The 23,869-nt window shown below is 71.9% G+C and carries 26 protein-coding genes; 17 read left to right on the top strand and 9 right to left on the bottom strand.

The features are described 5' to 3' along the window. Positions 1 to 1,262: hypothetical protein (locus D3P35_RS13740; RefSeq protein ID WP_118135303.1), on the top strand; the 1,262-nt coding region annotated here is incomplete at its 5' end. A gap of 750 nt (positions 1,263 to 2,012) precedes the next feature. Here D3P35_RS13740 and D3P35_RS13730 read toward each other — a convergent pair. Genes D3P35_RS13730 through D3P35_RS13710 form a run of 5 tightly spaced genes read right to left on the bottom strand, consistent with a single transcriptional unit; the run spans position 2,013 to position 6,502 of the window. After that, a complete protein-coding gene (locus D3P35_RS13730; protein ID WP_118135301.1) occupies positions 2,013 to 3,218 on the bottom strand; it encodes an MFS transporter in 1,206 nt (401 codons plus the stop codon). Then, positions 3,215 to 4,489 carry a gephyrin-like molybdotransferase Glp gene (gene glp / locus D3P35_RS13725; RefSeq protein WP_118135300.1) on the bottom strand — a complete coding sequence of 425 codons (1,275 nt, stop codon included), beginning with the start codon at positions 4,487 to 4,489 and terminating at the stop codon, positions 3,215 to 3,217. Before glp ends, D3P35_RS13730 begins: the two co-directional genes overlap by 4 nt. After that, complete coding sequence (mobB, locus tag D3P35_RS13720; RefSeq protein ID WP_118135299.1) at positions 4,486 to 4,998, bottom strand: molybdopterin-guanine dinucleotide biosynthesis protein B; 513 nt, start codon at positions 4,996 to 4,998, stop codon at positions 4,486 to 4,488. Before mobB ends, glp begins: the two co-directional genes overlap by 4 nt. Then, on the bottom strand, positions 4,995 to 5,618 hold the full coding sequence (gene mobA / locus D3P35_RS13715; RefSeq protein WP_118135298.1) for a molybdenum cofactor guanylyltransferase MobA: 624 nt from the start codon (positions 5,616 to 5,618) through the stop codon (positions 4,995 to 4,997). Before mobA ends, mobB begins: the two co-directional genes overlap by 4 nt. Next, entirely contained in the window at positions 5,615 to 6,502 is an 888-nt protein-coding gene (locus tag D3P35_RS13710) for a formate dehydrogenase accessory sulfurtransferase FdhD (protein ID WP_118135297.1), read from the bottom strand. Before D3P35_RS13710 ends, mobA begins: the two co-directional genes overlap by 4 nt. Positions 6,503 to 6,647: 145 nt before the next feature. Here D3P35_RS13710 and D3P35_RS13705 point away from each other — a divergent pair, with 145 nt between their 5' ends. After that, a complete protein-coding gene (locus tag D3P35_RS13705) occupies positions 6,648 to 7,385 on the top strand; it encodes an AzlC family ABC transporter permease (protein WP_118135296.1) in 738 nt (245 codons plus the stop codon). Next, positions 7,382 to 7,711, top strand: a complete 330-nt coding sequence (locus D3P35_RS13700) for an AzlD domain-containing protein (RefSeq protein WP_118135295.1) — start codon at positions 7,382 to 7,384, stop codon at positions 7,709 to 7,711. Before D3P35_RS13705 ends, D3P35_RS13700 begins: the two co-directional genes overlap by 4 nt. Positions 7,712 to 7,847: 136 nt before the next feature. On the opposite strand, the gene D3P35_RS13695 is transcribed toward D3P35_RS13700, so the two are convergent. Both D3P35_RS13695 and mscL read right to left on the bottom strand, forming a co-directional pair. Next, positions 7,848 to 8,318, bottom strand: coding sequence for an Lrp/AsnC family transcriptional regulator (locus tag D3P35_RS13695; RefSeq protein WP_118135294.1), 471 nt, complete (start codon positions 8,316 to 8,318; stop codon positions 7,848 to 7,850). A 29-nt stretch (positions 8,319 to 8,347) separates the two neighbouring features. Continuing rightward, entirely contained in the window at positions 8,348 to 8,770 is a 423-nt protein-coding gene (gene mscL / locus D3P35_RS13690; protein ID WP_118135293.1) for a large conductance mechanosensitive channel protein MscL, read from the bottom strand. Between the two features lie 201 nt (positions 8,771 to 8,971). Here mscL and D3P35_RS13685 point away from each other — a divergent pair, with 201 nt between their 5' ends. From D3P35_RS13685 to D3P35_RS13615, 14 genes are all read left to right on the top strand, one after another. Next, positions 8,972 to 9,676 carry a glutathione binding-like protein gene (locus D3P35_RS13685; RefSeq protein WP_118135292.1) on the top strand — a complete coding sequence of 235 codons (705 nt, stop codon included), beginning with the start codon at positions 8,972 to 8,974 and terminating at the stop codon, positions 9,674 to 9,676. A gap of 162 nt (positions 9,677 to 9,838) precedes the next feature. Further along, positions 9,839 to 11,131 carry a Na+/H+ antiporter NhaA gene (locus D3P35_RS13680; RefSeq protein ID WP_118135291.1) on the top strand — a complete coding sequence of 431 codons (1,293 nt, stop codon included), beginning with the start codon at positions 9,839 to 9,841 and terminating at the stop codon, positions 11,129 to 11,131. A gap of 338 nt (positions 11,132 to 11,469) precedes the next feature. Next, on the top strand, positions 11,470 to 12,312 hold the full coding sequence (gene kdsA / locus D3P35_RS13670; protein ID WP_118135289.1) for a 3-deoxy-8-phosphooctulonate synthase: 843 nt from the start codon (positions 11,470 to 11,472) through the stop codon (positions 12,310 to 12,312). A 91-nt stretch (positions 12,313 to 12,403) separates the two neighbouring features. Further along, positions 12,404 to 13,018, top strand: a complete 615-nt coding sequence (locus tag D3P35_RS13665; RefSeq protein ID WP_118135312.1) for a glutathione S-transferase family protein — start codon at positions 12,404 to 12,406, stop codon at positions 13,016 to 13,018. Positions 13,019 to 13,092: 74 nt separating this feature from the next. Then, a complete protein-coding gene (gene alr / locus D3P35_RS13660) occupies positions 13,093 to 14,139 on the top strand; it encodes an alanine racemase (protein ID WP_118135288.1) in 1,047 nt (348 codons plus the stop codon). Between the two features lie 22 nt (positions 14,140 to 14,161). After that, on the top strand, positions 14,162 to 14,959 hold the full coding sequence (locus D3P35_RS13655) for an ABC transporter permease (protein WP_118135287.1): 798 nt from the start codon (positions 14,162 to 14,164) through the stop codon (positions 14,957 to 14,959). Then, positions 14,956 to 15,717: an ABC transporter ATP-binding protein gene (locus tag D3P35_RS13650; protein WP_118135286.1), complete on the top strand. Its 762-nt coding sequence runs from the start codon at positions 14,956 to 14,958 to the stop codon at positions 15,715 to 15,717. The genes D3P35_RS13655 and D3P35_RS13650 overlap by 4 nt, the downstream gene beginning before the upstream one ends. Beyond that, entirely contained in the window at positions 15,692 to 16,180 is a 489-nt protein-coding gene (locus D3P35_RS13645) for a paraquat-inducible protein A (protein WP_118135285.1), read from the top strand. Before D3P35_RS13650 ends, D3P35_RS13645 begins: the two co-directional genes overlap by 26 nt. Beyond that, on the top strand, positions 16,177 to 16,500 hold the full coding sequence (locus D3P35_RS26190; RefSeq protein WP_157982145.1) for a hypothetical protein: 324 nt from the start codon (positions 16,177 to 16,179) through the stop codon (positions 16,498 to 16,500). The genes D3P35_RS13645 and D3P35_RS26190 overlap by 4 nt, the downstream gene beginning before the upstream one ends. A 15-nt stretch (positions 16,501 to 16,515) precedes the next feature. After that, positions 16,516 to 17,889 carry a DNA repair protein RadA gene (radA, locus tag D3P35_RS13635; protein ID WP_118135284.1) on the top strand — a complete coding sequence of 458 codons (1,374 nt, stop codon included), beginning with the start codon at positions 16,516 to 16,518 and terminating at the stop codon, positions 17,887 to 17,889. A gap of 112 nt (positions 17,890 to 18,001) precedes the next feature. Beyond that, positions 18,002 to 18,550 carry a CvpA family protein gene (locus D3P35_RS13630; RefSeq protein ID WP_118135283.1) on the top strand — a complete coding sequence of 183 codons (549 nt, stop codon included), beginning with the start codon at positions 18,002 to 18,004 and terminating at the stop codon, positions 18,548 to 18,550. Positions 18,551 to 18,629: 79 nt separating this feature from the next. Beyond that, positions 18,630 to 20,087 (top strand): amidophosphoribosyltransferase, encoded by a 1,458-nt coding sequence (purF, locus tag D3P35_RS13625; protein ID WP_118135282.1) that lies wholly within the window; start codon positions 18,630 to 18,632, stop codon positions 20,085 to 20,087. Then, entirely contained in the window at positions 20,087 to 20,740 is a 654-nt protein-coding gene (locus tag D3P35_RS13620; protein ID WP_118135281.1) for an SDR family oxidoreductase, read from the top strand. Before purF ends, D3P35_RS13620 begins: the two co-directional genes overlap by 1 nt. A gap of 240 nt (positions 20,741 to 20,980) precedes the next feature. After that, on the top strand, positions 20,981 to 21,889 hold the full coding sequence (locus D3P35_RS13615; RefSeq protein ID WP_118135311.1) for a sensor domain-containing diguanylate cyclase: 909 nt from the start codon (positions 20,981 to 20,983) through the stop codon (positions 21,887 to 21,889). 8 nt (positions 21,890 to 21,897) lie between these two features. Here D3P35_RS13615 and D3P35_RS13610 read toward each other — a convergent pair whose 3' ends face one another. Continuing rightward, positions 21,898 to 22,203, bottom strand: coding sequence for an alkylphosphonate utilization protein (locus D3P35_RS13610; RefSeq protein WP_118135280.1), 306 nt, complete (start codon positions 22,201 to 22,203; stop codon positions 21,898 to 21,900). Positions 22,204 to 22,392: 189 nt separating this feature from the next. Further along, positions 22,393 to 23,781 carry a ribosome biogenesis GTPase Der gene (gene der, locus D3P35_RS13605; protein WP_118135279.1) on the bottom strand — a complete coding sequence of 463 codons (1,389 nt, stop codon included), beginning with the start codon at positions 23,779 to 23,781 and terminating at the stop codon, positions 22,393 to 22,395. Positions 23,782 to 23,869 lie beyond the last annotated feature (88 nt).

The raw sequence follows: 23,869 nt of genomic DNA, 5'->3' as shown, positions 1-23,869 counted from the left end.
TCGCCACCATCCGCGGCGGCGCGGTGGTGCCGCCCGCCCCGCCCCGCGCGGAGCCGCTGCCGCCGGCCGAGGCCGCAGCCCCCGACGCCATCGCGGCGGAGGACGCCGCGGACGGGGAGGACCCCTCCGCGCCCGAGACGCCCGCCGCGGAGGCTCCGCACCGCGATCCCGCCGCGGCGGCGGCCCTGTCGCGCATGGAGGCCAGCGCGGCACGTTTCGCCGGCGGCCAGGCTGCGCCGCTGAGCAGTTCCTCCGCCCGGGTGCGCGAGGACATCCGCGCCGCGCTGTCGCGCATGGAGGGCGGCGCGCGGGAGCGCAGCCGTGACGAGCCCCCAGCCTCCGACGAGGACGCCGAGGCCCGCAGCGCCCGCGCCGAGATGCGCCGCACCCTCGCCGGCATGCAGGACGTGGCCAGCGCCACCGCCGCCGATGCAGCACTCCCCGGCGAGAACCGCGCCGCCGCGGCGCAGGACGGGGCGCGCATCGCCGCGGCCCTGGAAGCGCTCGATTCCACGCCGCTCGGCCCGGTGGCCGAGGAGCGCGCGCGCCTCGCCGACACGCTGGCCCGGCTCGAGGCCGAACAGGCCCCGGCCGAGGAAGCCTCGCCCGCCGCCGCTGCCGTGCTCTCGGCCGGAAACCCGCCCGGGCCGGAGGACGAACCCGACCCGGTGGCCGAGGCGGTGATGGCCGAGGCGGCAACGTCCGAAGCGGACAAGGTGGAGGACTACCCGGACGAGGAGCAGGCCACCCTGCCGCTCACCGCGGACGGCGGCGAGGAGGAAGCGGAGGCCGGCGTCGACTGGACCGAGATGCTCATCGCGCTCAACTTCCCCATGGACGAGGCCGACAGCGAGGGCTTCACCGCGATGAAGCAGGCGATGCGGGACCACCAGATGTCCCAGTGCCTGCGCGCGGCCGAGGACGTGCTGACCCTGCTCTCGCAGGACGGCATCTACATGGACGACCTCATCCCGGACCCCGCCCCCGCCGCCCTCTGGCAGGCCTTCGCGCGCGGCACGCGCGGCCCCTCCATCGCCGGGCTCGGCGCGATCCGCGACGAGGAGGCCCTGGCCTCGAGCCGCGAGCGCTCGCGCCGCGACCCGATCTTCCGCGACGCGACGCTGCACTTCCTGCGCCGTTTCGACGTGGTGCTGCGCCGCATGTGCGCCGAGGCGCGCGAGGACGAGATCTCCGCGCTCTCCAGCACCCGCACCGGCCGCGCCTTCATGCTGCTGGCCCGCGTGCACGGCGCCTTCGACTGACACGAGCGGTGCGCGCCCCCGTGGCGCGCACCCTCCCTCCCGGCACCTCCGGACGGCCCCCTCCGGCCGCTGACCTTCCTGCCATGGCCCCGGGAATGGGCTGAAACAGGCGTCTCCCCCGCTTCACGACAGCCCGCACGGGCCTTTCGCCCGGACACGCATCGCGCCGGGTCCGCACCCGCCCCGTACTGACGCCACGCGCGGAGAACCCCGGCCGGTCCCGCCGTCCGGGCGCACTGCCGCTGGCGGGCTGGAGGCGCCGCGCGCGTCCGGCGCCCCCCCCCGGCGCCGACGTGACCGGCCACGCAGCCTGCCCCGCCGGGTGACATCGCGGCCCGAACCGGGTCCCTTCCGGTCTGACCCCGCGAACGCGCTGACGGGGCTCTCCGAAGCCGGCCACCGCGACACCTCCGAGCCGTGCATGCCACGACCCCTTGCAGGGGACCATCCGGCAAGCCCCCCTGGGACGACCACCCGGCGGCATCGCACCGGCCGTCATGAGGCGGGCCGGGCCGGACCGAGAAGCGGCTGGACTGGACTGGACTGGACTGGACTGGACTGGACTGGACTGGACTGGACTGGACTGGACTGGACTGGACTGGACTGGACTGGACTGGACTGGACTCGTCCTTGCAGGGGCATGTCCGGCCCCGCAAGGGTGGCTCCGACCGGCACAGCCCCTCGGCATCGGGACGCCGGCGCGGGCCGGAGCCAGCCGACTGACGTCGCCCTCGGCGCAGCGGCACGGTCTCAGGCGGGCAGCAGCGGGCCCCTGTCCCAGCTCTTCCACAGGCCGAGGGCGCAGAGGCCGCCGAGCCCGGCGAGCAGTGCCGCGATGCCGTAGATGCCGCCGCCCATCAGCGGGTAGGCGAAGCCCGCCAGCGCCATGCTGCCGGCCATCACCAGGTTGCCGAGGAACTGCACGGCAAAGCCCTGGGCGCTCGCCGCCAGCCGGTGCGGGATGGCGTGCTGGAAGAAGGCCATCAGCCCGAGGTGGCTGGCCGCGAAGGTGAGCGCGTGCAGGCCCTGCGCGGCCCAGAGCGCCGCCCCCTCCGGGTCGGCCATCATCACGCCCCAGCGCAGCACGCCGGCCGCACCGGAGAGCATCATCGCTCCCACCGGGCCAAGCCGGTTGATCAGCCAGGGCCCGGCGAAGATCATCAGCGCCGTCTCGGCCGCCACGCCCCAGGCCCAGAGCGCGCCGATGGTGACCTCGCCCAGCCCGATGTCGCGCCAGTGCACCGAGCCCAGCGCGTAGAACACCCCGTGGCTGCCCTGCAGCAGCGCCACGGCGCAGGCCAGCAGCCAGTAGGGCCGGCTGCGCATCAGCACCCGCACCTCGCCGAAGCCGGCGCGGTTCGCCCGCCCCACCCGGCCGCCGCCGGGGTGGCGCATGGCAAGCGGCACCGCCAGCAGCAGGCTGCCCACGATCCACCACAGCGCCGCGTCGCTGCCGAAGCTCGCCATCAGCCCGCCGACCACGAGGTTGCTGCCCAGGAAGCCGATCGAGCCCATGGCGCGGGCATGCGCATAGGCAAAGCCGTTCTCGCGCGCCGCCGCCACGCCGAGGATCTCGGAGATCGGCGAGGTGCCGGCAAACACGATCGCCGCCAGAACGGTGACCACGAAGAGGGTGCCGGGGCTCGAGACGAACATGCAGGCGGAGAAGAGCGCCGCGCCGCCGAGGTAGAGCGCCACGAGCGTGAGGCGGCGCTGGTCGAGCCACTCGGCGATAATCGGGATCACCACGCCCGCCACCACGCGCGCAGCGACGGAGGCCGCCATGAAGCCGCCCACCTCCTCCGGGCTCAGGCCCCAGTCCTCCAGCCAGACGGGCCAGAACGGCAGGAAGGTGCCGTAGCTGAGGAACATCACCGCGTAGTAGCCGCAGGTGAGCCGGCCGGCGGCCGAGAGGATCGCGGGGCGCCCGGCTCCCCGCGCGGCGGGGTTGTTCACAGGCCGAACTCCGCCCAGGGAATGAAGGTGACCGGGCTGCCGGGGACGATCTCGGCCGCCGCGTCGGGCAGCTCGCACAGGCCCTCGGCCCAGCTCAGCCCCGAGATGCGCCCGGAGCCCTCTGAGGCGAAGACCTCCACCGCGCCGTCGCGCAGCCGGGCGCGCAGGTATTCGCGCCGGCCAGCCTTCTTGCGCTTGGAGAAGGCGGCGGGAAGGGTGAGGCCGCGCGGCGCGGCGAAGGGCGCGCCGGCCATCGAGAGCAGGGCCGGCCGGGCGAAGATGGCCGCCGTCACCAGGGCGGCCACCGGGTTTCCCGGCAGGCCGAACACCGGCACCCCCTCCCAGAGGCCCAGCGCCAGCGGCCGGCCCGGCTTCACCGCGATGCGCCACAGCGACAGGCGCTCGGCCCGGCGCAGGGCGGCGGAGACATGGTCCTCGTCGCCCGCCGAGGCGCCGCCGGTGGTGAGGATGGCCGAGCACTGGGCGGCGCCGCGGCCGAGCGCCTCTTCCACCGCGCCGGCACTGTCGCCCGCGCGGCCGAGGTCGACCGGCTCCAGCCCCCAGGCGCGCAGCATGGCGAGCAGCATGGGGCGGTTCGCGTCCGGCACCTGGCCGGGGCCGGCGGCGGCACCGGGCTCGACCAGCTCGTCGCCGGTGGAGAGCACGCCCACGCGCAAGGCGGCGCGCACCCGCAGGGTGCCGAGCCCGCCGGCGGAGAGCAGCGCGAGGTCGCGCGCCGCCACCCGGGCACCAGCGGGCAGCAGCACGTCGCCCGCGGCGAAATCCTCGCCCGCGCGGCGGATGTTCGCACCGGGCTTCAGGCCGCGGGCGAAGCGGATGTCCTCGGCGCTGGTGAGGCAGTCTTCCTGCAGCACGATGGTGTCGACCCCCTCGGGGATCAGCGCGCCGGTGAGGATGCGCAGCGCCTGGCCCTCGGGCAGCGCCTCGGCGAAGGGCACGCCGGCGGCGGCCCGGCCGGGGGCGAGCGGCAGGCGGTAGGGCCCCTCGCCGGTCAGGGCGGCATGGGCGAAGCCATAGCCGTCGACCGCGGAATTCGCCGCCGGCGGGTTTGCGATGCGGGCGGTCGCGGGCACGGCGAGGATGCGGCCCGCGGCCTCCCGCAGGGGGATGTCCTCGGGGTGGGTCACCGGGTGCATGGAGGCGCGCAGGTGGGCGAGTGCCGTGTCGACCGGGGTCCATTCCACGCCCGGCGGCAGGGCGAAGCAATCGTCGCGCAGCGGCGGCGCGTCCTCGCTCCCCGCCCCGCTCATTGCGCCGCGGCGGGGACCAGCCCCACCTCCCGCAGGATGAAATCGGCCACCGTCGCGGCATCGTCGAGCGGCAGCAGCGGCACGGTGACGCCCTCGAGCGTGTCGTTGGTGGCCACGGCGCGCACGGTGGGGTCGTCGAAGACGAGGGCGGCGTTGCCGGTCTCGCGGCGCCAGGCCTCCACCTTGGGGTGGCTGTCGCGCTTGTAGCCCTCGACGAGGATGAGATCGACGGGCGAGAGCTTCTTCAGCAGTTCCGGCAGCGGGGTTTCCGGCGCGCCGCGCATCTCGTGCATCAGCGCCCAGCGCCTGGCGGAGGAGAGCAGCACCTCCTGCGCGCCGGCCATCCGGTGGCGGTGGCTGTCCTTGCCCGGTCGGTCCACGTCGAACTCGTGATGCGCGTGCTTCACGGTGGAGACCGTGAAGCCCCGGGCGGTGATCTCGGCCACCAGCCGCTCCATCAGGGTCGTCTTGCCGGAATTCTTCCACCCGACGATGCCGAATACTCTCACAGGCCGAACTCCGCGATCATCCGTTCAGCTTCCGCCATATCATCGGGCGTATTCACATTGAAGAACGGATCGAAGGACGTGACGTCGAAGCTGGCCGTCGCACAGCCCTGCGCATCGGTCCAGAGCACCACCTTGCGCAGGCCGTCTTCGAGTGCGGCGCGCAGGTCGTCGCGCAAGCCCGTGTGCCACAAGCCGAATGTGGGGTGGCGTGACAGCCCGCCCCCGGGCCGCGGCGTGGCGGCGAGGGCGAGCGGCGTGCCCGCCTCGGCCGCGGCGCGCTGCAGGCGGGCGACGAGGTCGGGCGGGAAGAAGGGCGTGTCCGCCGCCACGGTGACCACGCTCTCCTGGCCCGCGCGCGCCGCCCAGTCCATCGCGGCGAGCACGCCGGCGAGCGGCCCTGGGTGGCCGGCCATGCTGTCGGCGATCACCGGCAGGCCGAAGGCCTCGAAGCGCGCCGCGTCGCCGTTGGCGTTGAGCGCGAGGGCGCCGGCCTGCGGCGCGATGCGCCCGATCACCCGGTCGATCAGGCTGCGCCCGCCGGGGGCGAGCAGCCCCTTGTCGCCGCCCCCCATGCGCGAGGAAAGCCCGCCCGCGAGGATCACCGCCGGGGGCAGGCTCATTCCTCCGCCCCCTTGCGCCCGGCCCGGCGCGGCTCGCGCGGGGCGGTGGCGGGGTCGGCGTCGCGCAGCAGGCGCTCCTCGCCCGAGAGGCAGATGAAGCGCTCGCCGCGCATGCGCCCGATGAGCGTGAGCCCCACCTGACGGGCGATCTCCACCCCCCAGGCGGTGAAGCCCGAGCGCGAGGCGAGCACCGGGATGCCCATCAGCGCGGTCTTGATCACCATCTCCGAGGTGAGCCGGCCGGTGGTGTAGAGCAGCTTGTCGGCGGCGGGCACGCCTTCCATCCGCATCCAGCCGGCGATCTTGTCCACCGCGTTGTGCCGCCCGACATCCTCCATGTAGACGAGCGGCCGGTCGCCCTCGCAGAGCACCGTGCCGTGGATGGCGCCGGCCTCGAGATAGAGGCTCGGCATGGTGTTGATGCGGTGCGCGAGGGCATAGAGCGCGGAGGTGCGCAGCTCGGCCGGCGGCAGGGTGAGGCCCTCGAGCCCCTCCATCATGTCGCCGAACACCGTGCCCACCGCGCAGCCGGAGGTGCGGGTCTTGCGCTTGAGCTTGTCCTCGTAATCGGTGGCGCGGGCGGTGCGCACCACCACCGTTTCCAGCTCCTCGTCGTAATCGACGCCGGTGAGCGTGTCGGAGGCCAGCAGCATGCCCTGATTCGCGAGGTAGCCCACCGCGAGGTAGCCCGGGTAATCCCCGATGGTCATCGCGGTGACGATCTCCTGGGAATTGAGGTAGATGGTGAGCGGGCGCTCCTCCACCACGCGGATCTCGCGGGCAGCGCCGCTCTGGTCGGTGCCGGTGACGGCCCGGGTCAGCCGGCTGTTGCCCGGGTCCGGTGCGATGATGAGGGGCGCCTCGGCCCCGCCGGTCTGCGCCATGCTCTCGCCTCCCTGCCCGCCCCGGCGCGGGCCGGGGGAGCGTCATTCATCAGACATGTTTCTGGCCGCCATCACATATCGTCACTGGCGAGTGGTGGCGGTGCGCGGTATTCAGCTTACCGATACCTGACCCAGAGGCTCCCCGATGTCCACACGGAGTTCCGTCCGCGCCCTTCGCAGGGGGTTTTTCGCGGGCCTGCCCTTCATTGTCGTGATCGGCCCCTTCGGCCTGCTGTTCGGTGTGCTCGCCGACCAGGCCGGGCTCGACATCGTGCAGACCCTGTCGATGACCACGCTGGTGATCGCCGGCGCCTCGCAGTTCACCGCCCTCGCGCTGATGCAGGACCACGCGCCGACGCTGATCGTGATCGCGGCGGCGCTCGCGGTGAACCTGCGGCTGGCGCTCTACTCCGCCTCCATCGCGCCGCATATCGGGGCGGCGCCGCTGCGCATGCGCGCGCTCGCCGCCTTCGTGCTGGTCGACCAGACCTTCGCCATCTCGGTGCAGGAGTTCGAGCGCCGGCCCACGATGACGCTGGAGGAGAAGCTGGGCTATTTCTTCGGCACCGCGCTTGCCATCTGCGTGCCCTGGGTGGTGCTCTCGGGCGTGGGCATGCTGGTGGGCAGGTCTATCCCGCCGGAATACGCGCTCGACTTCGCGGTGCCGCTCACCTTCATCGCCATGATCGCGCCGCAGCTGCGCAGCCTGCCGCATATCGTGGCTGCCTTCACCTCCGTGGTGATCGCGCTGCTGCTCGCCTGGATGCCCTGGTCCACCGGGGTGCTCGTCGCCGCCCTCGCTGCCATGGCCGCGGGCGCCGAGACCGAGCGCCGCCTCGCCCTGCACCGCTCGCGGGCCGACGCCGGAGGGCTCGGCGCATGATCGAGCCCGTCATCGTCTGGACCGTCACGGTCGCGCTGGGCATCGGCACCTTCCTGCTGCGGCTGTCCTTCCTCGGCATCCTCGGCCGGCGCGAGCTGCCCGACTGGCTGCTGCGCCACCTGCGCTATGTCGCCGTGGCGGTGCTGCCCGGGCTGGTGGCGCCGCTGGTGGTCTGGCCGCAGGCCACGGGCGGCGCGCTCGACGCCCCCCGCCTCACCGCCGCCGCCGCCGCGGTGCTGGTGGGTGCCCTCAGCCGCAATTTCTTCGGGGCGGTGGCAGCCGGGGCGGCGGCGCTCTACGGCCTGCCCTTCCTCCTCGCCGCCTGAGGACGGCTGCACCGGGCGAGCCCCGCGCAGGCGCCAGCCGCAGCGCCCTTGCCCTGCGCAGGCGCCAGCCGGAGCACGAAGGCGCCGGTCGCGGCACGCGGCCGTCCGCCGGGTCCGCGGCCAGCGGACCCCCGCCTCAGCCCAGCGGCAGGGCCGAGGTCTTGAACACCGTGCGCAGCGCGAAGCTCGAGTGCATCTGCGCCACCCCCGGCAGGCGCGAGAGGTGGCGGCGGTGGATGCGGGCGAAATCCTCCGTGTCCCGCGCCACCACCTTCAGCAGGTAGTCCGCCGTGCCGGCCATCAGGTGACACTCCAGCACGTCCGGGATGGTCGCCACCTCGCGCTCGAAGGCGTCGAGCACCTCGTCGGACTGCCCGGACAGGGTGATCTCCACGAACACCGTCGCCGGCCGGCCCACCGAGCGGGGGTCGAGCATCGCCGCGTAGTCGAGGATCACCCCCTCCGCCTCCAGCCGCGCCACGCGCCGGTGGCAGGCCGAGGGCGAGAGGTTCACCCGCTCCGCGAGATCCGCGTTCGAGATCCGCCCCTCGCGCTGCAGCACGTCGAGGATCTTCAGGTCGGTCGCATCGAGTCCCGTGTCGCGCATGGCTGTCCCCGCCCGCAGCGGCCCGGGGCTCAGCCCCGGCCCTCGCGCAGCGCGTCGCGGATCTCGGTGAGGAGCTGCACCTGGGTGGGGCCCGTGGGCGTCTCGGCCGGCACCACGGCCTCCTTGCGCTTCATCGAGTTCACCGCCCGCACCAGCATGAACACCACGAAGGCGATGATGAGGAAGTTGATCACCGCGGTCACGAAGGCGCCGTAGGCAAACACCGCCGCGCCCGCCTCCCGCGCCGCGGCGAGGCTGTCGAACGTGCCCGGGCCCAGCACCACGAAGAGGTTCGTGAAATCCACCCCGCCGGTGATCACGCCGATGATCGGGTTGATCAGGTCCTTGACCAGCGAGTTCACGATGGCAGTGAAGGCGGCACCGATGATGATGCCGACCGCGAGGTCGATCACGTTGCCGCGTGCGATGAAAGTCCTGAATTCCTTGAGCATCCCTGCCTCCGATTGTCCTGTCGCCGCGCTCAATATGGTTGGCGGGCCGAGTATGACCACAGCCGGGTTCGCCGCCTAGCGTGAATGGTGCCGGGCGTCCAGCGCGGGCCGCCCGCCCGGGGGCCGCCGGCGCTCGCGCGTTGACATCCGCCCCGGCTCGCGCTCACCTTCGCCCACACCGAGCCGAGGAGGACCCCAAGCATGGCCGATCTGAGCAGTTTCCCCGTCACCCGCCGCTGGCCGGCCCAGCACCCCGACCGGCTGCAGCTCTACTCGCTGCCGACCCCCAACGGCCAGAAGATCGGCGTCGCGCTCGAGGAGACCGGCCTGCCCTACGAGGCGCATCTCGTCTCCTTCTCCACCGATGACCAGTTCACGCCCGAGTTCCTCTCGGTGAACCCCAACAACAAGATCCCCGCCATCCTCGACCCCGACGGGCCGGGCGGCCGGCCCTTCACCCTGTTCGAGAGCGGCGCCATCCTGCTCTACATCGCCCGCAAGACCGACCAGCTCATGCCGTCCGACCCCGAGGGCCGCTGGAAGGCGATCCAGTGGCTGATGTTCCAGATGGGCGGCGTGGGGCCGATGTTCGGCCAGCTCGGCCATTTCCACAAGTTCGCCGCCGAGAAGGTGACCGACCCCTACCCCCGCCAGCGCTACCTCGACGAGACGAAGCGCCTGCTCGGCGTGCTCGAGGCCCAGCTCGCCCATCACCCCTACCTTGCCGGTGACACCTACTCGGTGGCCGACATCGCCACCTTCCCCTGGATCAACACGCTCATCGGCTTCTACGAGGCCGCCGATCTCGTCGAGTTCGAGACCCGCCCCGCCGTGCAGGACTGGTTCGAGCGCTGCATGGACCGCCCGGCCGTGCACCGGGGCATGAACATTCCCGCCCGCAGCTGAGGCAGGCGGCCCGGAGAGAGGCCCGGGCTCCGGGGCGCGCGCGGCGCCCCGGGGCAGCGGGTTGGCGCGCCCTGGGGCCATCGCCCGGGCCCGGCCTTCCTTGCCCCCTCCGGACCGATCGCCTAAGGAAATGTTAAGACGTCACAGGAGAGAGGGTGCCGGATGTACAGGGTCTGGGGATTTCTGACAGAATATTCTTTGTTGCTGGTGATCGGCGCCATCCTGGCGCTGATCTGGGCGAACACGTCGCCCGAGAGCTACCACCATCTCGTCGAGTACGTGCTGGTCGACAATTCCTGGATCGGCGCGATGCATGCCGATGCCGAAGGGCACATGCACCGCTCGCTCACGGTTCATTTTCTCGTGAACGACCTGCTCATGGCGCTGTTCTTCGCCATGGCCGGCAAGGAGGTCTGGGAGGCGATCGTCCTCGAGGAGGGCTCGCTGCGCGGCAAGAAGGCCATGACCCCGCTGGTGGCCACCGCCGGCGGCATGTTCGGGCCCATCGCGGTCTATCTCGGGCTCGCCGCGCTCATGGGCTCGACCACCTATGACGCGGTCGCAAACGGCTGGGCCATCCCCACCGCCACCGACATCGCCTTCTCCTACCTCGTGGGGCGGCTGGTGTTCGGCGCGGGCCACCCGGCAGTGCGCTTCCTGCTGCTGCTCGCCATCGCCGACGACGCCGCGGGGCTGATCATCCTCGCGATCTTCTACCCCTCGGGCGATCTCGCGCCGCAGTGGCTGCTGGTGTCCTTCGGGGCGGCGCTGGCGGTGTTCCTGCTGGCCAACTGGCTGCCGCGCAAGCTCGACACCGGCAAGCCGGACCGGCCCTGGTCCAGCTTCTTCCGCGCGAAGCTGAGCTTCTGGCCCTACCTGATCGCGGCCTGCATCTCGTGGTACGCCTTCCAGGAATCGGGCATCCACCCGGCGCTCGGCCTGCTGCCCATCGTGCCCACCATCCCGCACGCGGACCGCGGCTTCGGCTTCTTCGCGGAGGCGGAAGAGCACATGTCCGACCTGCTCAACCACATCGAGCACGCGCTGAAATACCCGGTGGAGATCATCCTGTTCCTCTTCGGCCTCGCGAACGCGGGCGTGGAGTTCAACTCCATCGGCACGCCCACCTGGCTGGTGATGGCGGGGCTGCTGATCGGCAAGCCCTTCGGCATCTGGCTGATGGGCTGGATCGCGGCGCGCCCGCTCGGCCTCGGCCTGCCCGAGGGCATGCGGGTGATCGACCTCTTCGTGGTGGGCTGCGTGGCGGCCATCGGCTTCACCGTGTCGCTCTTCGTCGCCACGGTCGCCTTCCGGGTCGACCCCGGCTCGCCGAACATGCTGGCCGAGCAGGCGGTGCAGGACGCGGCCAAGATGGGCGCGCTGTTCAGCTTCGCCGCCGCGGTGGTGGCGCTGGTGGCGGGCAAGCTCTGCCGGGTGCAGAAGCAGGACGGCTGACCGCCCCGCGCCCGGGCGCGCCCCCGCGCTCAGAGGCTTGCGGCCGCCGGGCTTCCCGGCGGCCGTTTGCGTTCCCCGGCCCGCCCGCCCCGGGGGCTTGCCCCTGCCGCACGGCCGGCGCATAGTCGCGCCGACACGAACCCGGCGCAGCCCGCGGGCCCCCGAAGGGGGCGCGGGAGGCGCCTTCCGACAGGGTGCGCGGCCAGCCAGCGCCGCGGCCGGAGGACGCCGCAGATGACCGCGCACCACAGCTCTGCGCCCCGGGCCGCCCCGGCCTCCGCCGGCGCCCGGCCAGCCGCCCCCGCCCCGATCCCGCGCTTTTTCAGCAAGGCCAGACCATGACAGCTCCCAGAACCGTCCGGGTCGGCGATATCGCCCTCTCGAACACCGCCCCCCTCACCTTCCTCGCCGGCCCCTGCCAGCTCGAGAGCCGCGACCACGCGCTGATGATCGCCGAGAAGATGGCGAAGATCTGCGCCGAGAACGGCGCGGGCTACGTGTTCAAGGCGAGCTACGACAAGGCCAACCGCACCTCCGTCTCCGGCAAGCGCGGCCTCGGCATCGACGCAGGGCTCGAGGTGCTGGCGGCGGTGAAGGCCGAGATCGGCTGCCCGGTGGTGACCGATGTCCACGCGCCGGACCAGTGCGCCAAGGTGGCCGAGGTGGTCGACATCCTGCAGATCCCCGCCTTCCTCAGCCGCCAGACCGACCTGCTCCTCGCCGCGGGCGAGACGGGGCGCGCGGTGAACGTGAAGAAGGGCCAGTTCCTCGCGCCCTGGGACATGCCCAACGTGGCGGCGAAGATCGCCTCCACCGGCAACGAGAACATCCTGCTGTGCGAGCGCGGCACCTCCTTCGGCTACAACACGCTGGTGGCCGACATGCGCGGCCTGCCGCAGATGGCCGCCACCGGCTACCCGGTGGTGATGGACGCGACGCATTCGGTGCAGCAGCCCGGGGGGCTCGGCGGCGCCTCGGGCGGGCAGCGCGAGTTCGCGCCGCTGATGGCGCGCTGTGCCGCGGCCATCGGCGTGGCGGCGATCTTCATCGAGACCCACGAAGACCCCGACCGCGCCCCCTCCGACGGCCCCAACATGGTGCCGCTCGACCGGATGGGCGCGCTGGTGGCCTCGCTCATGCAGTTCGACCGGCTGGCCAAGGCCGATCCCTTCACCCTCTGACCCGAGCCTTCCCCGCGCCCCCGCCTCCTCCCCGGAGCGGGGGCGCGGGCCTCTCTGCCGCCTGCCCCGGATGACCATCGAGGACTTCCCCATGCAGCTCTACTATTCGCCCGGCGCCTGCTCGCGCGCCTCCCACATCGCGCTGGAGGAAACCGGAGCCAAGTTCGAGGCGATCCGCATCGACTTCACCTCCGACACCCAGCACTCGCCCGAGTATCTCGCGATCAACCCCAAGGGCCGGGTGCCGGCGCTGGTCACCGGCCTCGGCACGCTCACCGAGACCTGCGCCATCCTGCCCTGGATCGCGCAGGTGTTTCCCGAGGCCGGCCTCGCGCCGACCGACCCCTGGGCCTTCGCGCAGATGCAGAGCTTCAACGCCTATCTCTCCTCCACCGTGCACGTGGCCCATGCCCATGGCCGCCGCGCCGCGCGCTGGTCGGACGACCCGGCGGCGCAGGAGAGCATGCGCGCCAAGGTGGGTGCCAACATGGCGGCAAGCTTCGAGTACATCGAGACGCTGCTGGGCGACGACCCTTGGGTGATGGGCGCGCAGTACACCGTGGCCGATGCCTATCTCTTCACCGTCTCCGCCTGGCTGAAGAGCGACGGCATCGACATCGCCGACTACCCGCGCACCGCCGCCCACCGCGAGGCGATGCTGGCCCGCGCCGCCGTGCAGGCCGTGCTGGCGCGCGAGAGCGCCTGAGCGCCCCTTGACCCCGGGCCGCTGCCGTGGCCCGATCCTGCCTTCCAGTGCATACGCGAAAGACCGATCCGAAAATGGCCCAGGCCCAGCTTACCGTCGACATCGACGCCATCACCGCCAACTGGCGTGCCCTCGACGCCCTCACCGCCCCGCATGTCGCCACCGCCGCGGTGGTGAAGGCGGATTGCTACGGGCTGGGGGCGGGGCGCATCGCCCCGGCGCTGGCGGCGGCGGGCGCGCGCATCTTCTGCGTGGCGCAGGCGGAGGAAGGTGCGGAGGTGCGGGCCGCCCTCGGCGAGGGGCCGGAGATCTTCGTGTTCGGCGGCTACGGCGAGGGCGAGACGGCGCTGTTCCGCGACCACGGCCTCACCCCGCTGCTCAACAGCCCCGACCAGCTGAAGCGCTTCTCGGCCGATCTCGCCGGCCGGCCCTGCGGCGTGCAGCTCGACACCGGCATGAACCGGCTGGGCTTCGAGGGGCTGGAGCTCGCGCAGCACCTGATGGAGATCATGGCGCTGCGCCCCTCTCTGGTGATGTCGCATCTCGCCTGCGCCGATGAGCCCGCCCACCCGATGAACGCGCTGCAGCTCGCCGCCTTCAACACCATGACCATGGCGCTGCCCGGCATCCGCCGCAGCCTCTCGGCCACGGGTGGCACGCTGCTCGGGCCGCTCTATCATTTCGACATGGTGCGGCCGGGCGTGGGCCTCTACGGCGCGGCGCCCTATGCCGACGCGACACCGGTGGTGAGCCTGTCCCTGCCGGTGATCCAGGTGCGCGACGTGCTGCCCGGCGAGATCGTGGGCTATGGCGGGACCTACGTGGCCGAGGGGCCGCGGCGCATCGCCACGCTGTCCTCGGGCTATGCCGACGGGCTGTTCCGCAGCCTCTCGGGCAAGGCCACGCTCTACGCCGGCGACCGGCCCTGCCCGCTGGTGGGCCGGGTGTCGATGGACCTGATCACCGTCGACGTGACCGGGCTCGACCATGTGCCGCCCACGCTCGAGATCCTCGGGCCCCACCAGGGGGTGGATGCGCTGGCCGGGGCGGCCGGCACCATCGGCTACGAGATCCTCACCGGTCTTGGCAGCCGCTATGCCCGCGTCTACAAGGGCGCCTGAGCGAAACGGGGAAACTGCACGGATGAGCCAAGTTCTGACAGCGGGACAGATGTTCCTGGCCGGCATCGGCCGGGCGGTGCTGGGGCTGTGCCGGTCCACCGGGGCGCTGGTGCTCTTCGCGCTGCAGGCGGTGGCGGGCATCCTGGTGCCGCCCTTCTACGGCATCGAGTTCCTGCGCCAGATGATGCGCATCGGCTATTTCAGCCTGCCGGTGGTGGGGCTGACGGCGCTGTTCACCGGCGGCGCGCTGGCGCTGCAGATCTATGCCGGCGGCTCGCGCTTCAACGCCGAATCCGCCGTGCCCTCCATCGTCGCCATCGGCATGGTGCGCGAGCTGGGGCCGGTGCTCTGCGGGCTGATGGTGGCCGGGCGCGTCGGCGCCTCCATCGCCGCCGAGATCGGCTCCATGCGGGTGACCGAGCAGATCGACGCGCTCACCACCCTCTCCACCAACCCGATCAAGTTCCTCGTGGCGCCCCGGGTGCTCGCGGGCACGCTCGCCATGCCGCTGCTCACCGCCGTGTCGGACATCATCGGCGTGATGGGCGGCTTCTTCGTGGGCACCTCGCGGCTCGGCATCGCCTCGGGCAACTACATCCAGAACACGCTCGACTATCTCACCGCCGGCGACGTGGTCTCGAGCCTGGTGAAGGGCGCGGTCTTCGGCTTCATCATCGCCGTCGTGGGCTGCTTCGAGGGCTACAACTCCGGCCGCGGCGCGCAGGGCGTGGCCCAGGCCACCCGGGCCGCGGTGGTCACCTCCTCGATCCTGATCCTCGCCGCCAACTACCTGCTCACGGAAGTGTTCTTCTCCACATGACCGATACTCCAAAGATCGCGCTCCGGGGCGTGGCGAAGTCCTTCGGCTCCAAGCACGTGCTGCGCGGGGTCGACCTCACGGTGGCCCGCGGCCAGAGCCTGGTGATCATCGGCGGCTCGGGCACCGGCAAGTCGGTCACGCTCAAGTGCATCATCGGGCTCATCCGCCCCGATGCCGGCGAGATCGACATCGACGGCACCCGCCTCACCCCGCGCAACGCGGGCGGCTTCCTCGACCAGTTCGGCATGCTGTTCCAGGGCGGCGCGCTGTTCGACTCGATGACCGTGTGGGAAAACGTCGCCTTCCGCTTCCTCCGCGGCAAGGGCCGGCTGAAGCGGGCGGATGCGCGCGACCTCGCCATCGGGAAGCTGCGCCGGGTCGGTCTCGGGGCGGACACGGCCGACCTCTTCCCCGCCGAGCTCTCGGGCGGCATGCAGAAGCGCGTCGGCCTTGCCCGCGCCATCGCCGCCGAGCCGAAGATCATCTTCTTCGACGAGCCCACCACCGGGCTCGACCCGATCATGGCCGACGTGATCAACGACCTGATCCGCGAGATCGTGGTGGAGATGGGCGCGACGGCGATGACCATCACCCATGACATGACCAGCGTGCGCAAGATCGCCGACCGGGTGGCGATGCTGCACGAGGGCGTGGTGCAATGGGAGGGGCCGGTGGAGCGCATCGACGACAGCGGCAACCCTTACGTCCACCAGTTCGTCAACGGCCTGCCCGATGGCCCCATCGCAGCACTCCGCTGAGGCCGGGCCGCAGGCGCCGTGGCACACGGCGCTGCGGCTGGGCAACCTCGCGCTGCTGGTGCTCTACCCCCTCGCCTGGTGGGCGCCGCTGGCGCGCGCGGGCTTCCTGCCCTTCTTCGGCGGCGACGAGATCTCCATCCTCTCCGGCATCGTCACCCTCGCGGGCACCGACCTCGTGCTCTGCGCGGTGGTCACGCTCTTCGCCATCGTGGCACCCTATGGCAAGACCGTGGCGCTGGCGCTCCACCATCGCGGGCTCGGCGGGCGCGGGCTGCTGCGGGTCATCACCCTGCTCGGCCGGCTGTCGATGGCCGACATCTTCCTCATCGCGCTCTACGTGGTGATGGTGAAGGGCGTGGGCATCGGCCATGTCGACATCGCCTGGGGGTTCTACCTCTTCACCGCCCTGGTGCTGGGCTCGCTCGGCCTCGGCTGGGCCACGGAACGGGAGCAGGCCCGATGATCGACACCATCCTCACCCTGCTGGTGGGCATCGTGCTGGCGGCGGGGGTGTTTTCCGCCACGCTCTGGTCGGCCTACCAGGTCTTCATGCGCGCCGGCCGGCTGCGCTGGACGCACGCCGCCCTGCTCGCGCTCACCATCGCGGCCATGGGCACGCTGCAGCTGGTGCTGCCGGGGCCGGCGGCGGTGCTGGGGGTGCTGCTGCTGCTCGCCGGCCTCGCCGGGGCGGCGTTCGAGCGCGGCGCCACCCGGGTGCTGCCGCTGATGCAGGCGGCCTTCGGGGCGGCGCTGCTCGCCGGCTTGCCCTTCGCGGCGCAATAGGGCAATCGGGGCGGCATGGCACGAACCACCACACAATTCGTCTGCTCGGCCTGCGGCGCGGTCTACAAGAAATGGGCCGGGCATTGCGAGGCCTGCGGCGGCTGGAACACGATCCACGAGGAGGCCGCCCTCTCCGCCTCGGGCCCGGCGAAGAAGACGCTGGGTGCCAGCCGCGGCAAGGGCATGGCCCTCTCCTCGCTGGCCGAGACCGAGGCGCCACTGCCGCGCACCGTCTCCGGCATCGGCGAGCTTGACCGGGTGCTGGGCGGCGGTCTCGTGCCGGCCTCCGTGGTGCTGGTGGGCGGCGACCCGGGCATCGGCAAGTCCACCCTGCTGCTGCAGGCCGCCGCCGCCTTCGCCGGTGCTGGCGTGAAGACCATCTATGTCTCGGGCGAGGAGGCCGCGGGCCAGGTGCGCATGCGCGCGCAGCGCCTCGGCCTCGGCGCCGCCCCGGTCTCGCTCGCCGCCGAGACCAACCTGCGCGACATCCTCACCACGCTCGACGCCGAGCGCCCGGGCTTCGTGATCATCGATTCGATCCAGACCATGTGGGCCGACCACGTGGAGAGCGCGCCCGGCTCGGTGAGCCAGGTGCGCGCCGCCTCCCACGAGCTCACCAGTTTCGCCAAGCGCCGCGGCATCTCGGTGGTGCTGGTGGGCCACGTGACCAAGGACGGCCAGATCGCCGGGCCGCGGGTGATCGAGCACATGGTCGACACCGTGCTCTATTTCGAGGGCGAGCGCGGCCACCAGTACCGCATCCTGCGCGCGGTCAAGAACCGCTTCGGCCCGGCCGACGAGATCGGCGTGTTCGAGATGACCGGCGCCGGCCTCGCGGAGGTGCTCAACCCATCCGAGCTGTTCCTGTCCGAGCGCGACCGCCCGGCCTCCGGCTCGGTGGTGTTTGCCGGCATCGAGGGCACGCGGCCGCTGCTGGTCGAGATCCAGGCGCTGGTCGCCCCCTCCACCCTCGCCACGCCCCGGCGCCAGACCGTGGGCTGGGACGGCGGGCGGCTGTCGATGATCCTCGCGGTGCTCGAGGCGCGCTGCGGCGTCACCTTCGGCGGGCTCGACGTCTACCTCAACGTGGCGGGCGGCATGCGGGTGTCCGAGCCCGCGGCCGACCTCGCGGTGGCGGCGGCCATCCTGTCCTCGCGCCAGGACGTGCCGATCCCCACCGACACGGTGGTCTTCGGGGAGATCTCGCTCTCCGGCGCGCTGCGCCCGGTCTCGCAGGCCGACCAGCGGCTGAAGGAGGCGGCGAAGCTGGGCTTTGCCGCGGCCATCGCCCCTTCGCAGATGAAGCTGCAGGGGGAATCTGGCATCACTGTGCAACGAATCGACGACCTTGCGGGATTTGTCGAGACCACCTTCGGGGCGGTCGAGTAGAAGGACAGCCGGCGGCCGCCGGCGCCGGGCCCGCGGGCGCCCGGACGGATCAGAGGCGTAGCGGCGCGGCGGGCGGGGCCCCCGCGCCAGAGGACAGAGACGGGAGTACCCCATGGACGGATTCACTATCGCGGACGGCGTGGTGTTGCTGGTGATCGCCGTATCGGCGCTGCTGGCCTACTCGCGCGGCTTCGTGCGCGAGGTGCTGGCCATCGCCGGCTGGGTGATCGCGGCCATCGTGGCCTTCTACCTCGCCCCCACGGTCGAGCCGCTGGTGCGCGAGATCCCGGTGATCACCGATTTCCTGTCCTCCTCCTGCCAGTTCTCCGTGCTCGCGGCCTTCGCTGTGGTGTTTGCCGTGGCGCTGATCATCCTGTCGATCTTCACGCCGCTCTTTGCCTCCTGGGTGCAGAACTCGGCGCTGGGGCCGGTCGACCAGGGCGCGGGCTTCCTCTTCGGCCTCGCGCGCGGCGTGCTGCTGGTGGTGGTGGCGCTGGTGGTCTACCAGTACCTCAACCTCGACTTCCCGCAGATCGACAATTCGCGCACCGCGGTCTTCCTCGCCGATGCCCGCGACCAGCTGCGCGCCGAGGTGCCCACCGAGACCCCGGGCTGGCTCGACACCCGCTACGAGCAGCTCTTCGGCACCTGTTCACAGTAATGCGAGCGGGGGGTCGTGACACTCCCCCCCACCGCCTATATAAGCGCCTTCGTTCCAAGGCTGCTCCCGAGGGTTCAGGATGTCCGAGCTTCCCCGTCACCCGTTCGACGACGACAAGCTGCATGAGGAATGCGGCATTTTCGGCGTCGTCGGCGTGCCCGACGCGGCGAATTTCGTCGCTCTCGGGCTCCACGCGCTCCAGCATCGCGGCCAGGAGGCCGGCGGTATCGTCTCCTGGGCCCCGGAGATGGGATTCTCCTCGGCCCGGCGCTTCGGCTACGTGCGCGACAACTTCACCTCGAAGTCGCTGATGGACACGCTGCCCGGCTCGCTCGCCATGGGCCACGTGCGCTACTCCACCGCCGGCAACAAGGGCCAGACCGCGATCCGCGACGTGCAGCCCCTGTTCGCCGAGTTCGCCATGGGCGGCTGCGCCATCGCGCACAACGGCAACCTCACCAATGCCGAGGCGCTGAAGCGCGAGCTGATCCAGGCCGGCTCGATCTTCCAGTCCTCCTCCGACACCGAGTGCATCATCCACCTGATGGCGCGCTCGATCCAGAAGACCATCCCCGAGCGGATGAAGGACGCGCTGCGCCGCGTGGAAGGCGCCTTCTCGGTCATCGCCATGACCCGCTCCAAGCTCATCGGCGTGCGTGACCCGCTGGGCGTGCGCCCGCTGGTGCTGGGCCGCGTCGGCACCGGCTGGGCCCTCTCCTCGGAGACCTGCGCGCTCGACATCATCGGCGCCGAGTTCGTGCGCGAGATCGAGCCGGGCGAGATGGTCATCATCACGCCGGACGGCATCGAGAGCTTCCACCCGTTCACCCCGGCGAAGTCGCGTTTCTGCATCTTCGAATACGTCTACTTCTCCCGCCCCGACAGCGTGATCGGCGGCCGCTCGGTCTACGAGACCCGCCGGCAGATCGGCGTGGAGCTGGCGCGCGAGGCGCCGGTGGAGGCCGATATCGTCTGCCCGGTGCCCGACAGCGGCACCCCGGCGGCCATCGGCTTCGCGCAGGAGAGCGGCATTCCCTATGCGATGGGCATCATCCGCAACCAGTACATGGGCCGGACCTTCATCGAGCCCACGGCCGAGATCCGCAACATGGGCGTGCGGCTGAAGCTCAACGTCAACCGCGCCATCATCGAGGGCAAGCGGGTGGTGCTGGTCGATGATTCGGTGGTGCGCGGCACCACGAGCCAGAAGATCCGCGAGATGATCCTCGACGCGGGCGCGAAGGAGGTGCATTTCCGCATCGCCTCCCCCCCCACGTCCTGGCCCTGCTTCTACGGCGTCGACACGCCGGACCGCGAGAAGCTGCTCGCCGCCCACATGACCGAGGAGCAGATGCGCGTGCATCTCGGGGTGGACAGCCTGAAGTTCGTCTCGCTCGAGGGGCTCTACCGCGCCACCGGCCAGGCCGAGGGCCGCACCGCGAGCCCGCGCTTCTGCGACGCCTGCTTCTCCGGCGAATACCCCATCCACCCCTCCGACGTGGTCGACAGCGGTCGGCTGCAGCTCAAGCGCGCCTGATGGCGGAGCGCATCGCCCTCGTCACCGGCGCCTCGCGCGGGCTCGGCTATGCCACGGCCCTGGCCCTCGCCGGGCCGGGCACCCACGTGATCGCCCTCGCCCGCACCACCGGCGGGCTGGAAGAGCTCGACGACGCGATCAAGGCGAAGGGCGGCACCGCCACGCTGGTGCCGATGTCGCTCACCGATGACCCGGCGCTGGCCCGCCTCGGCCTCTCGGTGTTCGAGCGCTGGGGCCGGCTCGACCTGCTGGTGCATTGCGCCGCGCAGGCCGCGCCGCTGAGCCCGGCCGGCCATGTCGACGACAAGGATTTCGACGGGGCGATGGCGCTCAACGCCCGCGCCACCTGGAAGCTCATCACCATCGCCGACCCGCTGCTGAAGGCCGCCGAGCCCCGCGCCACCGCGGTGTTCTGCGACGATGCCTCCGCCGGCAAGTTCCACGCCGCCTACGCCGCCTCCAAGGCCGCCGCCCGCGCCGTGGTCGAGGCCTATGCCGCCGAGAGCGAGACCACCGGTCCCCGGGTGATGCTCTTCACCCCCCGGCCGATGCCCACCGCCCTGCGCGCCCGCTTCCGCCCCGGCGAAAACCGCGAGGCCCTCGCCCCCGAGGCGGGCCAGGCCGAGGCGCTGCTCGCCGCCCTGGGCGACTGACCCCCCTGCCCTCCGCTGGCACGCTGGCACGCTGGCACGCTGGCACGCTGGCACGCTGGCACGCTGGCACGCTGGCACGCTGGCACGCTGGCACGCTGGCACGCTGGCACGCTGGCACGCTGGCACGGAAAGCATGCTTGCGGCGGGCGCTTGCGCAATGCCAAATACCCCGAGGCGGCGGGTGCCGGGTCCCTGCCCGTGTCGCAGGCGCGGCGCGCTCATCCCGGCATCGGGGGGCCCATGACCGACGCTGCGTCCGAACTGCTGAGCCTGCTCGAGCGCGCGGACGTTCTGGTGGCCCTCTTCGACGGGTTCGACAGGCTGCGCCTCGCCAATGCCGCCTTCCGCGGCGCCTTTGCCCTCGAGCCGGGCGAAACCCCCACCTGGGCCGAGATCATGCGCCGGAACCACCGCGCCGGCCGCGGCACGGTGATCGGCGCGCCGGATTTCGAGGCCTGGCTGCTGGAAACCCAGGCCCGCCGCGGCAAGACCGCGAAGAAATCCTACGAGACCGACCTGCATGACGGCCGCTGGCTGCTGATGACCGAAACGGTGCAGGAGAACGGCTGGATGCTGTGCGTCGCCAGCGACATCACCGGCCTGCGCGCCACCAGCCGGCAGGTGCGCCAGGCCCGCGATTTCGCGCTCAAGGCCGCCCAGACCGACGAGCTCACCGGCATCGCCAACCGCCGCTCGATCACCCGGCACCTCGCCGAGGCGCTGCTGCGGCCTGCGCCGCCGGGCCTGCGGCTGGGCTGCGTCTGCATGCTCGACATCGATCACTTCAAGCGCATCAACGACACGTTCGGCCATTCGGCGGGCGACACGGTGCTGCGGCATTTCTCGCGCGAGATCATGGAGCTGGTGCGGCGCAGCGACCTGTTCGGGCGCATCGGCGGCGAGGAGTTCATGCTGGTGCTGCCCGCCACCAGCGCCGAGGAGGCGGAGCTGATCCTCGGGCGCATGCTCTTCGCCATCCGCCGCGCCCGGCCCTTCGGCGCCGAGAACGGCTATGCCTACACCTTCTCCGCCGGCATCGCCGGCTACTGCGCCGGCGACACGGTGGACGACGTGTTCCACCGGGCCGACATGGCGCTCTATTCCGCCAAGGTGGCGGGCCGCAACCGCGTGTTCAGCGAGCGCGGCTGAGGCGCGCCTCAGCGCTTGCGCACGAACTCGGTGCGCAGCACCAGCCCCTTGATGCCGTCGAAGCGGCAGTCGATTTCCTCGATGTTCGGCGTGAGGCGGATGGAGCGGATCACCGTGCCCTGCTTCAGCGTCTGGCCGGCGCCCTTCACCTTCAGGTCCTTGATGAGGGTGACGGAATCGCCGTCCGCCAGCACCGCGCCGGAGGCATCGCGCGCCACCGGCGCCGCGGCCGCGGCCCGGGCCGCGAGCTCGGAGGCCGGCAGCCACTCGCCGCTGGCCTCGTCGTAGACATAGTCGTCATTCTGGTCGGACATTCCGCTCTCCCCCGTCCTGCCGGGCGAAACTGCCCCCCGAGGGCCCTACCCGAGACCGGCGCGCGGCACAACACGCCATGCGCCGGCACGGCCGTGCCGCGGGCCATCAGGGAAAGGCGGCGGCGTGGGAGAGGGGCCGCCCCGCGCGTGGCCCGTGTCCCGGCCCGCGCGGGGCCGGGGGAGGCTGCCTCAGCGGCGGGTGCGCTTCAGGCTGCCGTTCATGCGCTTCTCGGTCTTGCCCTCGTAGGGGTTCTCGCCCTTGCGCAGGGTGAAGCGGATGGGCGTGCCCTCGAGGCCGAAGGTCTTGCGCAGCCCGTTCACCAGGAAGCGGGTGTAGCTCTCCGGCAGCTCCTCGGGCAGCGAGCAGAAGGCCACGAAGGAGGGCGGGCGCGCCTTCACCTGGGTCATGTAGCGCAGCTTGATGCGCCGGCCGGAGGGCGCGGGGGGCGGGTGCGCCTCCACCTGGCCGAGCAGCCAGCGGTTCAGCCGCCCGGTGGAGATGCGGGTGTTCCAGGTCTCGTGCACCTTGAGGATGGCGTCGCGCAGCTTGTCGAGCCCGCGGCCCTGCAGGGCGGAGATGGTCACCAGCGGCACGCCGCGCAGCTGCGGCAGCAGCCGGGCCAGTTCCTCGCGCAGGAACTTCACCTTCTCGCTCTTGTCGTCCTCGGTGTCCCACTTGTTCACCGCCACGACCACCGCCCGGCCCTCGCGCTCGGCGAGGTCGGCAAGGCGCAGGTCCTGCTGGTCGAAGGGGGAGTTCACGTCGAGCAGCAGCACCACCACCTCGGCGAAGCGCACGGCGCGCAGCCCGTCGGAGACGGACATCTTCTCCAGCTTCTCCTGGATGCGGGCCTTCTTGCGCATGCCGGCGGTGTCGAAGATGCGCACCTTCGTGCCGGCCCACTCGGTGGTGACGGCGATGGAATCGCGGGTGATGCCGGCCTCGGGGCCGGTCAGCAGCCGGTCCTCGCCGAGGATGGCATTCACCAGGGTCGACTTGCCGGCGTTCGGCCGCCCGAGGATGGCGATCTGCAGCGGCCGGTCGCTGTCATCCTCGTGCTCTTCCACGTCCGTGACGGCGAATTCCTCCGCCACCGGCGACAGCGCCATGCGCAGGTCGTCCATGCCCTCGCCATGCTCGGCCGAGAGCGGGATCACGTCGCCCAGGCCCAGCGAGTAGGCGTCGAGGTAGCCCGCCTCGCCGGCGCGGCCCTCGGCCTTGTTCGCGGCCAGGATCACCTGCTTGCCGGAGCGGCGCAGGATCTCGGCGAACACCTTGTCGGAAGGGGTGAGGCCGGCGCGGGCGTCGATGAGGAACAGGCAGACATCGGCCATGGCCACCGCCCGTTCGGTGAGCGCGCGCATGCGGCCCTGCAGGCTCTCGTCGGTGGCCTCCTCGAGGCCGGCGGTGTCGATGACGGTGAAGCGCAGATGCCCCAGCCGCGCATCGCCCTCCCGCAGGTCGCGCGTGACGCCCGGCTGGTCGTCGACCAGCGCGAGACGCCGGCCCACGAGCCGGTTGAAGAGCGTCGACTTGCCCACGTTGGGCCGGCCGACGATGGCGAGGGTAAAGGACATCTGTCTCGTCTTTCCCGATGAAGAAGGGCGGACCTCTATAGTGCCGCCCCTCAAATGGCAAGCGGCGGGCCGCCTGCGCAGCCCGCCG

The sequence above is a fragment of the Oceanicella sp. SM1341 genome (genome assembly GCF_003448965.1).
Lineage (GTDB): Bacteria > Pseudomonadota > Alphaproteobacteria > Rhodobacterales > Rhodobacteraceae > Paroceanicella.
This window is presented reverse-complemented; position numbering and strand designations above follow the sequence as displayed.

Bases quoted from the DNA above. Each gene is read 5' to 3' on its own strand.
- glp (WP_118135300.1), bottom strand. From the start codon at position 4,489: ATGAGCGGGGCGGGGAGCGAGGACGCGCCGCCGCTGCGCGACGATTGC.
- mobA (WP_118135298.1), bottom strand. From the start codon at position 5,618: ATGAGCCTGCCCCCGGCGGTGATCCTCGCGGGCGGGCTTTCCTCGCGC.
- D3P35_RS13710 (WP_118135297.1), bottom strand. From the start codon at position 6,502: ATGGCGCAGACCGGCGGGGCCGAGGCGCCCCTCATCATCGCACCGGAC.
- D3P35_RS13705 (WP_118135296.1), top strand. From the start codon at position 6,648: ATGTCCACACGGAGTTCCGTCCGCGCCCTTCGCAGGGGGTTTTTCGCG.
- D3P35_RS13700 (WP_118135295.1), top strand. From the start codon at position 7,382: ATGATCGAGCCCGTCATCGTCTGGACCGTCACGGTCGCGCTGGGCATC.
- D3P35_RS13695 (WP_118135294.1), bottom strand. From the start codon at position 8,318: ATGCGCGACACGGGACTCGATGCGACCGACCTGAAGATCCTCGACGTG.
- mscL (WP_118135293.1), bottom strand. From the start codon at position 8,770: ATGCTCAAGGAATTCAGGACTTTCATCGCACGCGGCAACGTGATCGAC.
- D3P35_RS13685 (WP_118135292.1), top strand. From the start codon at position 8,972: ATGGCCGATCTGAGCAGTTTCCCCGTCACCCGCCGCTGGCCGGCCCAG.
- D3P35_RS13680 (WP_118135291.1), top strand. From the start codon at position 9,839: ATGTACAGGGTCTGGGGATTTCTGACAGAATATTCTTTGTTGCTGGTG.
- kdsA (WP_118135289.1), top strand. From the start codon at position 11,470: ATGACAGCTCCCAGAACCGTCCGGGTCGGCGATATCGCCCTCTCGAAC.
- D3P35_RS13665 (WP_118135312.1), top strand. From the start codon at position 12,404: ATGCAGCTCTACTATTCGCCCGGCGCCTGCTCGCGCGCCTCCCACATC.
- alr (WP_118135288.1), top strand. From the start codon at position 13,093: ATGGCCCAGGCCCAGCTTACCGTCGACATCGACGCCATCACCGCCAAC.
- D3P35_RS13655 (WP_118135287.1), top strand. From the start codon at position 14,162: ATGAGCCAAGTTCTGACAGCGGGACAGATGTTCCTGGCCGGCATCGGC.
- D3P35_RS13650 (WP_118135286.1), top strand. From the start codon at position 14,956: ATGACCGATACTCCAAAGATCGCGCTCCGGGGCGTGGCGAAGTCCTTC.
- D3P35_RS13645 (WP_118135285.1), top strand. From the start codon at position 15,692: ATGGCCCCATCGCAGCACTCCGCTGAGGCCGGGCCGCAGGCGCCGTGG.
- D3P35_RS26190 (WP_157982145.1), top strand. From the start codon at position 16,177: ATGATCGACACCATCCTCACCCTGCTGGTGGGCATCGTGCTGGCGGCG.
- radA (WP_118135284.1), top strand. From the start codon at position 16,516: ATGGCACGAACCACCACACAATTCGTCTGCTCGGCCTGCGGCGCGGTC.
- D3P35_RS13630 (WP_118135283.1), top strand. From the start codon at position 18,002: ATGGACGGATTCACTATCGCGGACGGCGTGGTGTTGCTGGTGATCGCC.
- purF (WP_118135282.1), top strand. From the start codon at position 18,630: ATGTCCGAGCTTCCCCGTCACCCGTTCGACGACGACAAGCTGCATGAG.
- D3P35_RS13620 (WP_118135281.1), top strand. From the start codon at position 20,087: ATGGCGGAGCGCATCGCCCTCGTCACCGGCGCCTCGCGCGGGCTCGGC.
- D3P35_RS13615 (WP_118135311.1), top strand. From the start codon at position 20,981: ATGACCGACGCTGCGTCCGAACTGCTGAGCCTGCTCGAGCGCGCGGAC.
- D3P35_RS13610 (WP_118135280.1), bottom strand. From the start codon at position 22,203: ATGTCCGACCAGAATGACGACTATGTCTACGACGAGGCCAGCGGCGAG.
- der (WP_118135279.1), bottom strand. From the start codon at position 23,781: ATGTCCTTTACCCTCGCCATCGTCGGCCGGCCCAACGTGGGCAAGTCG.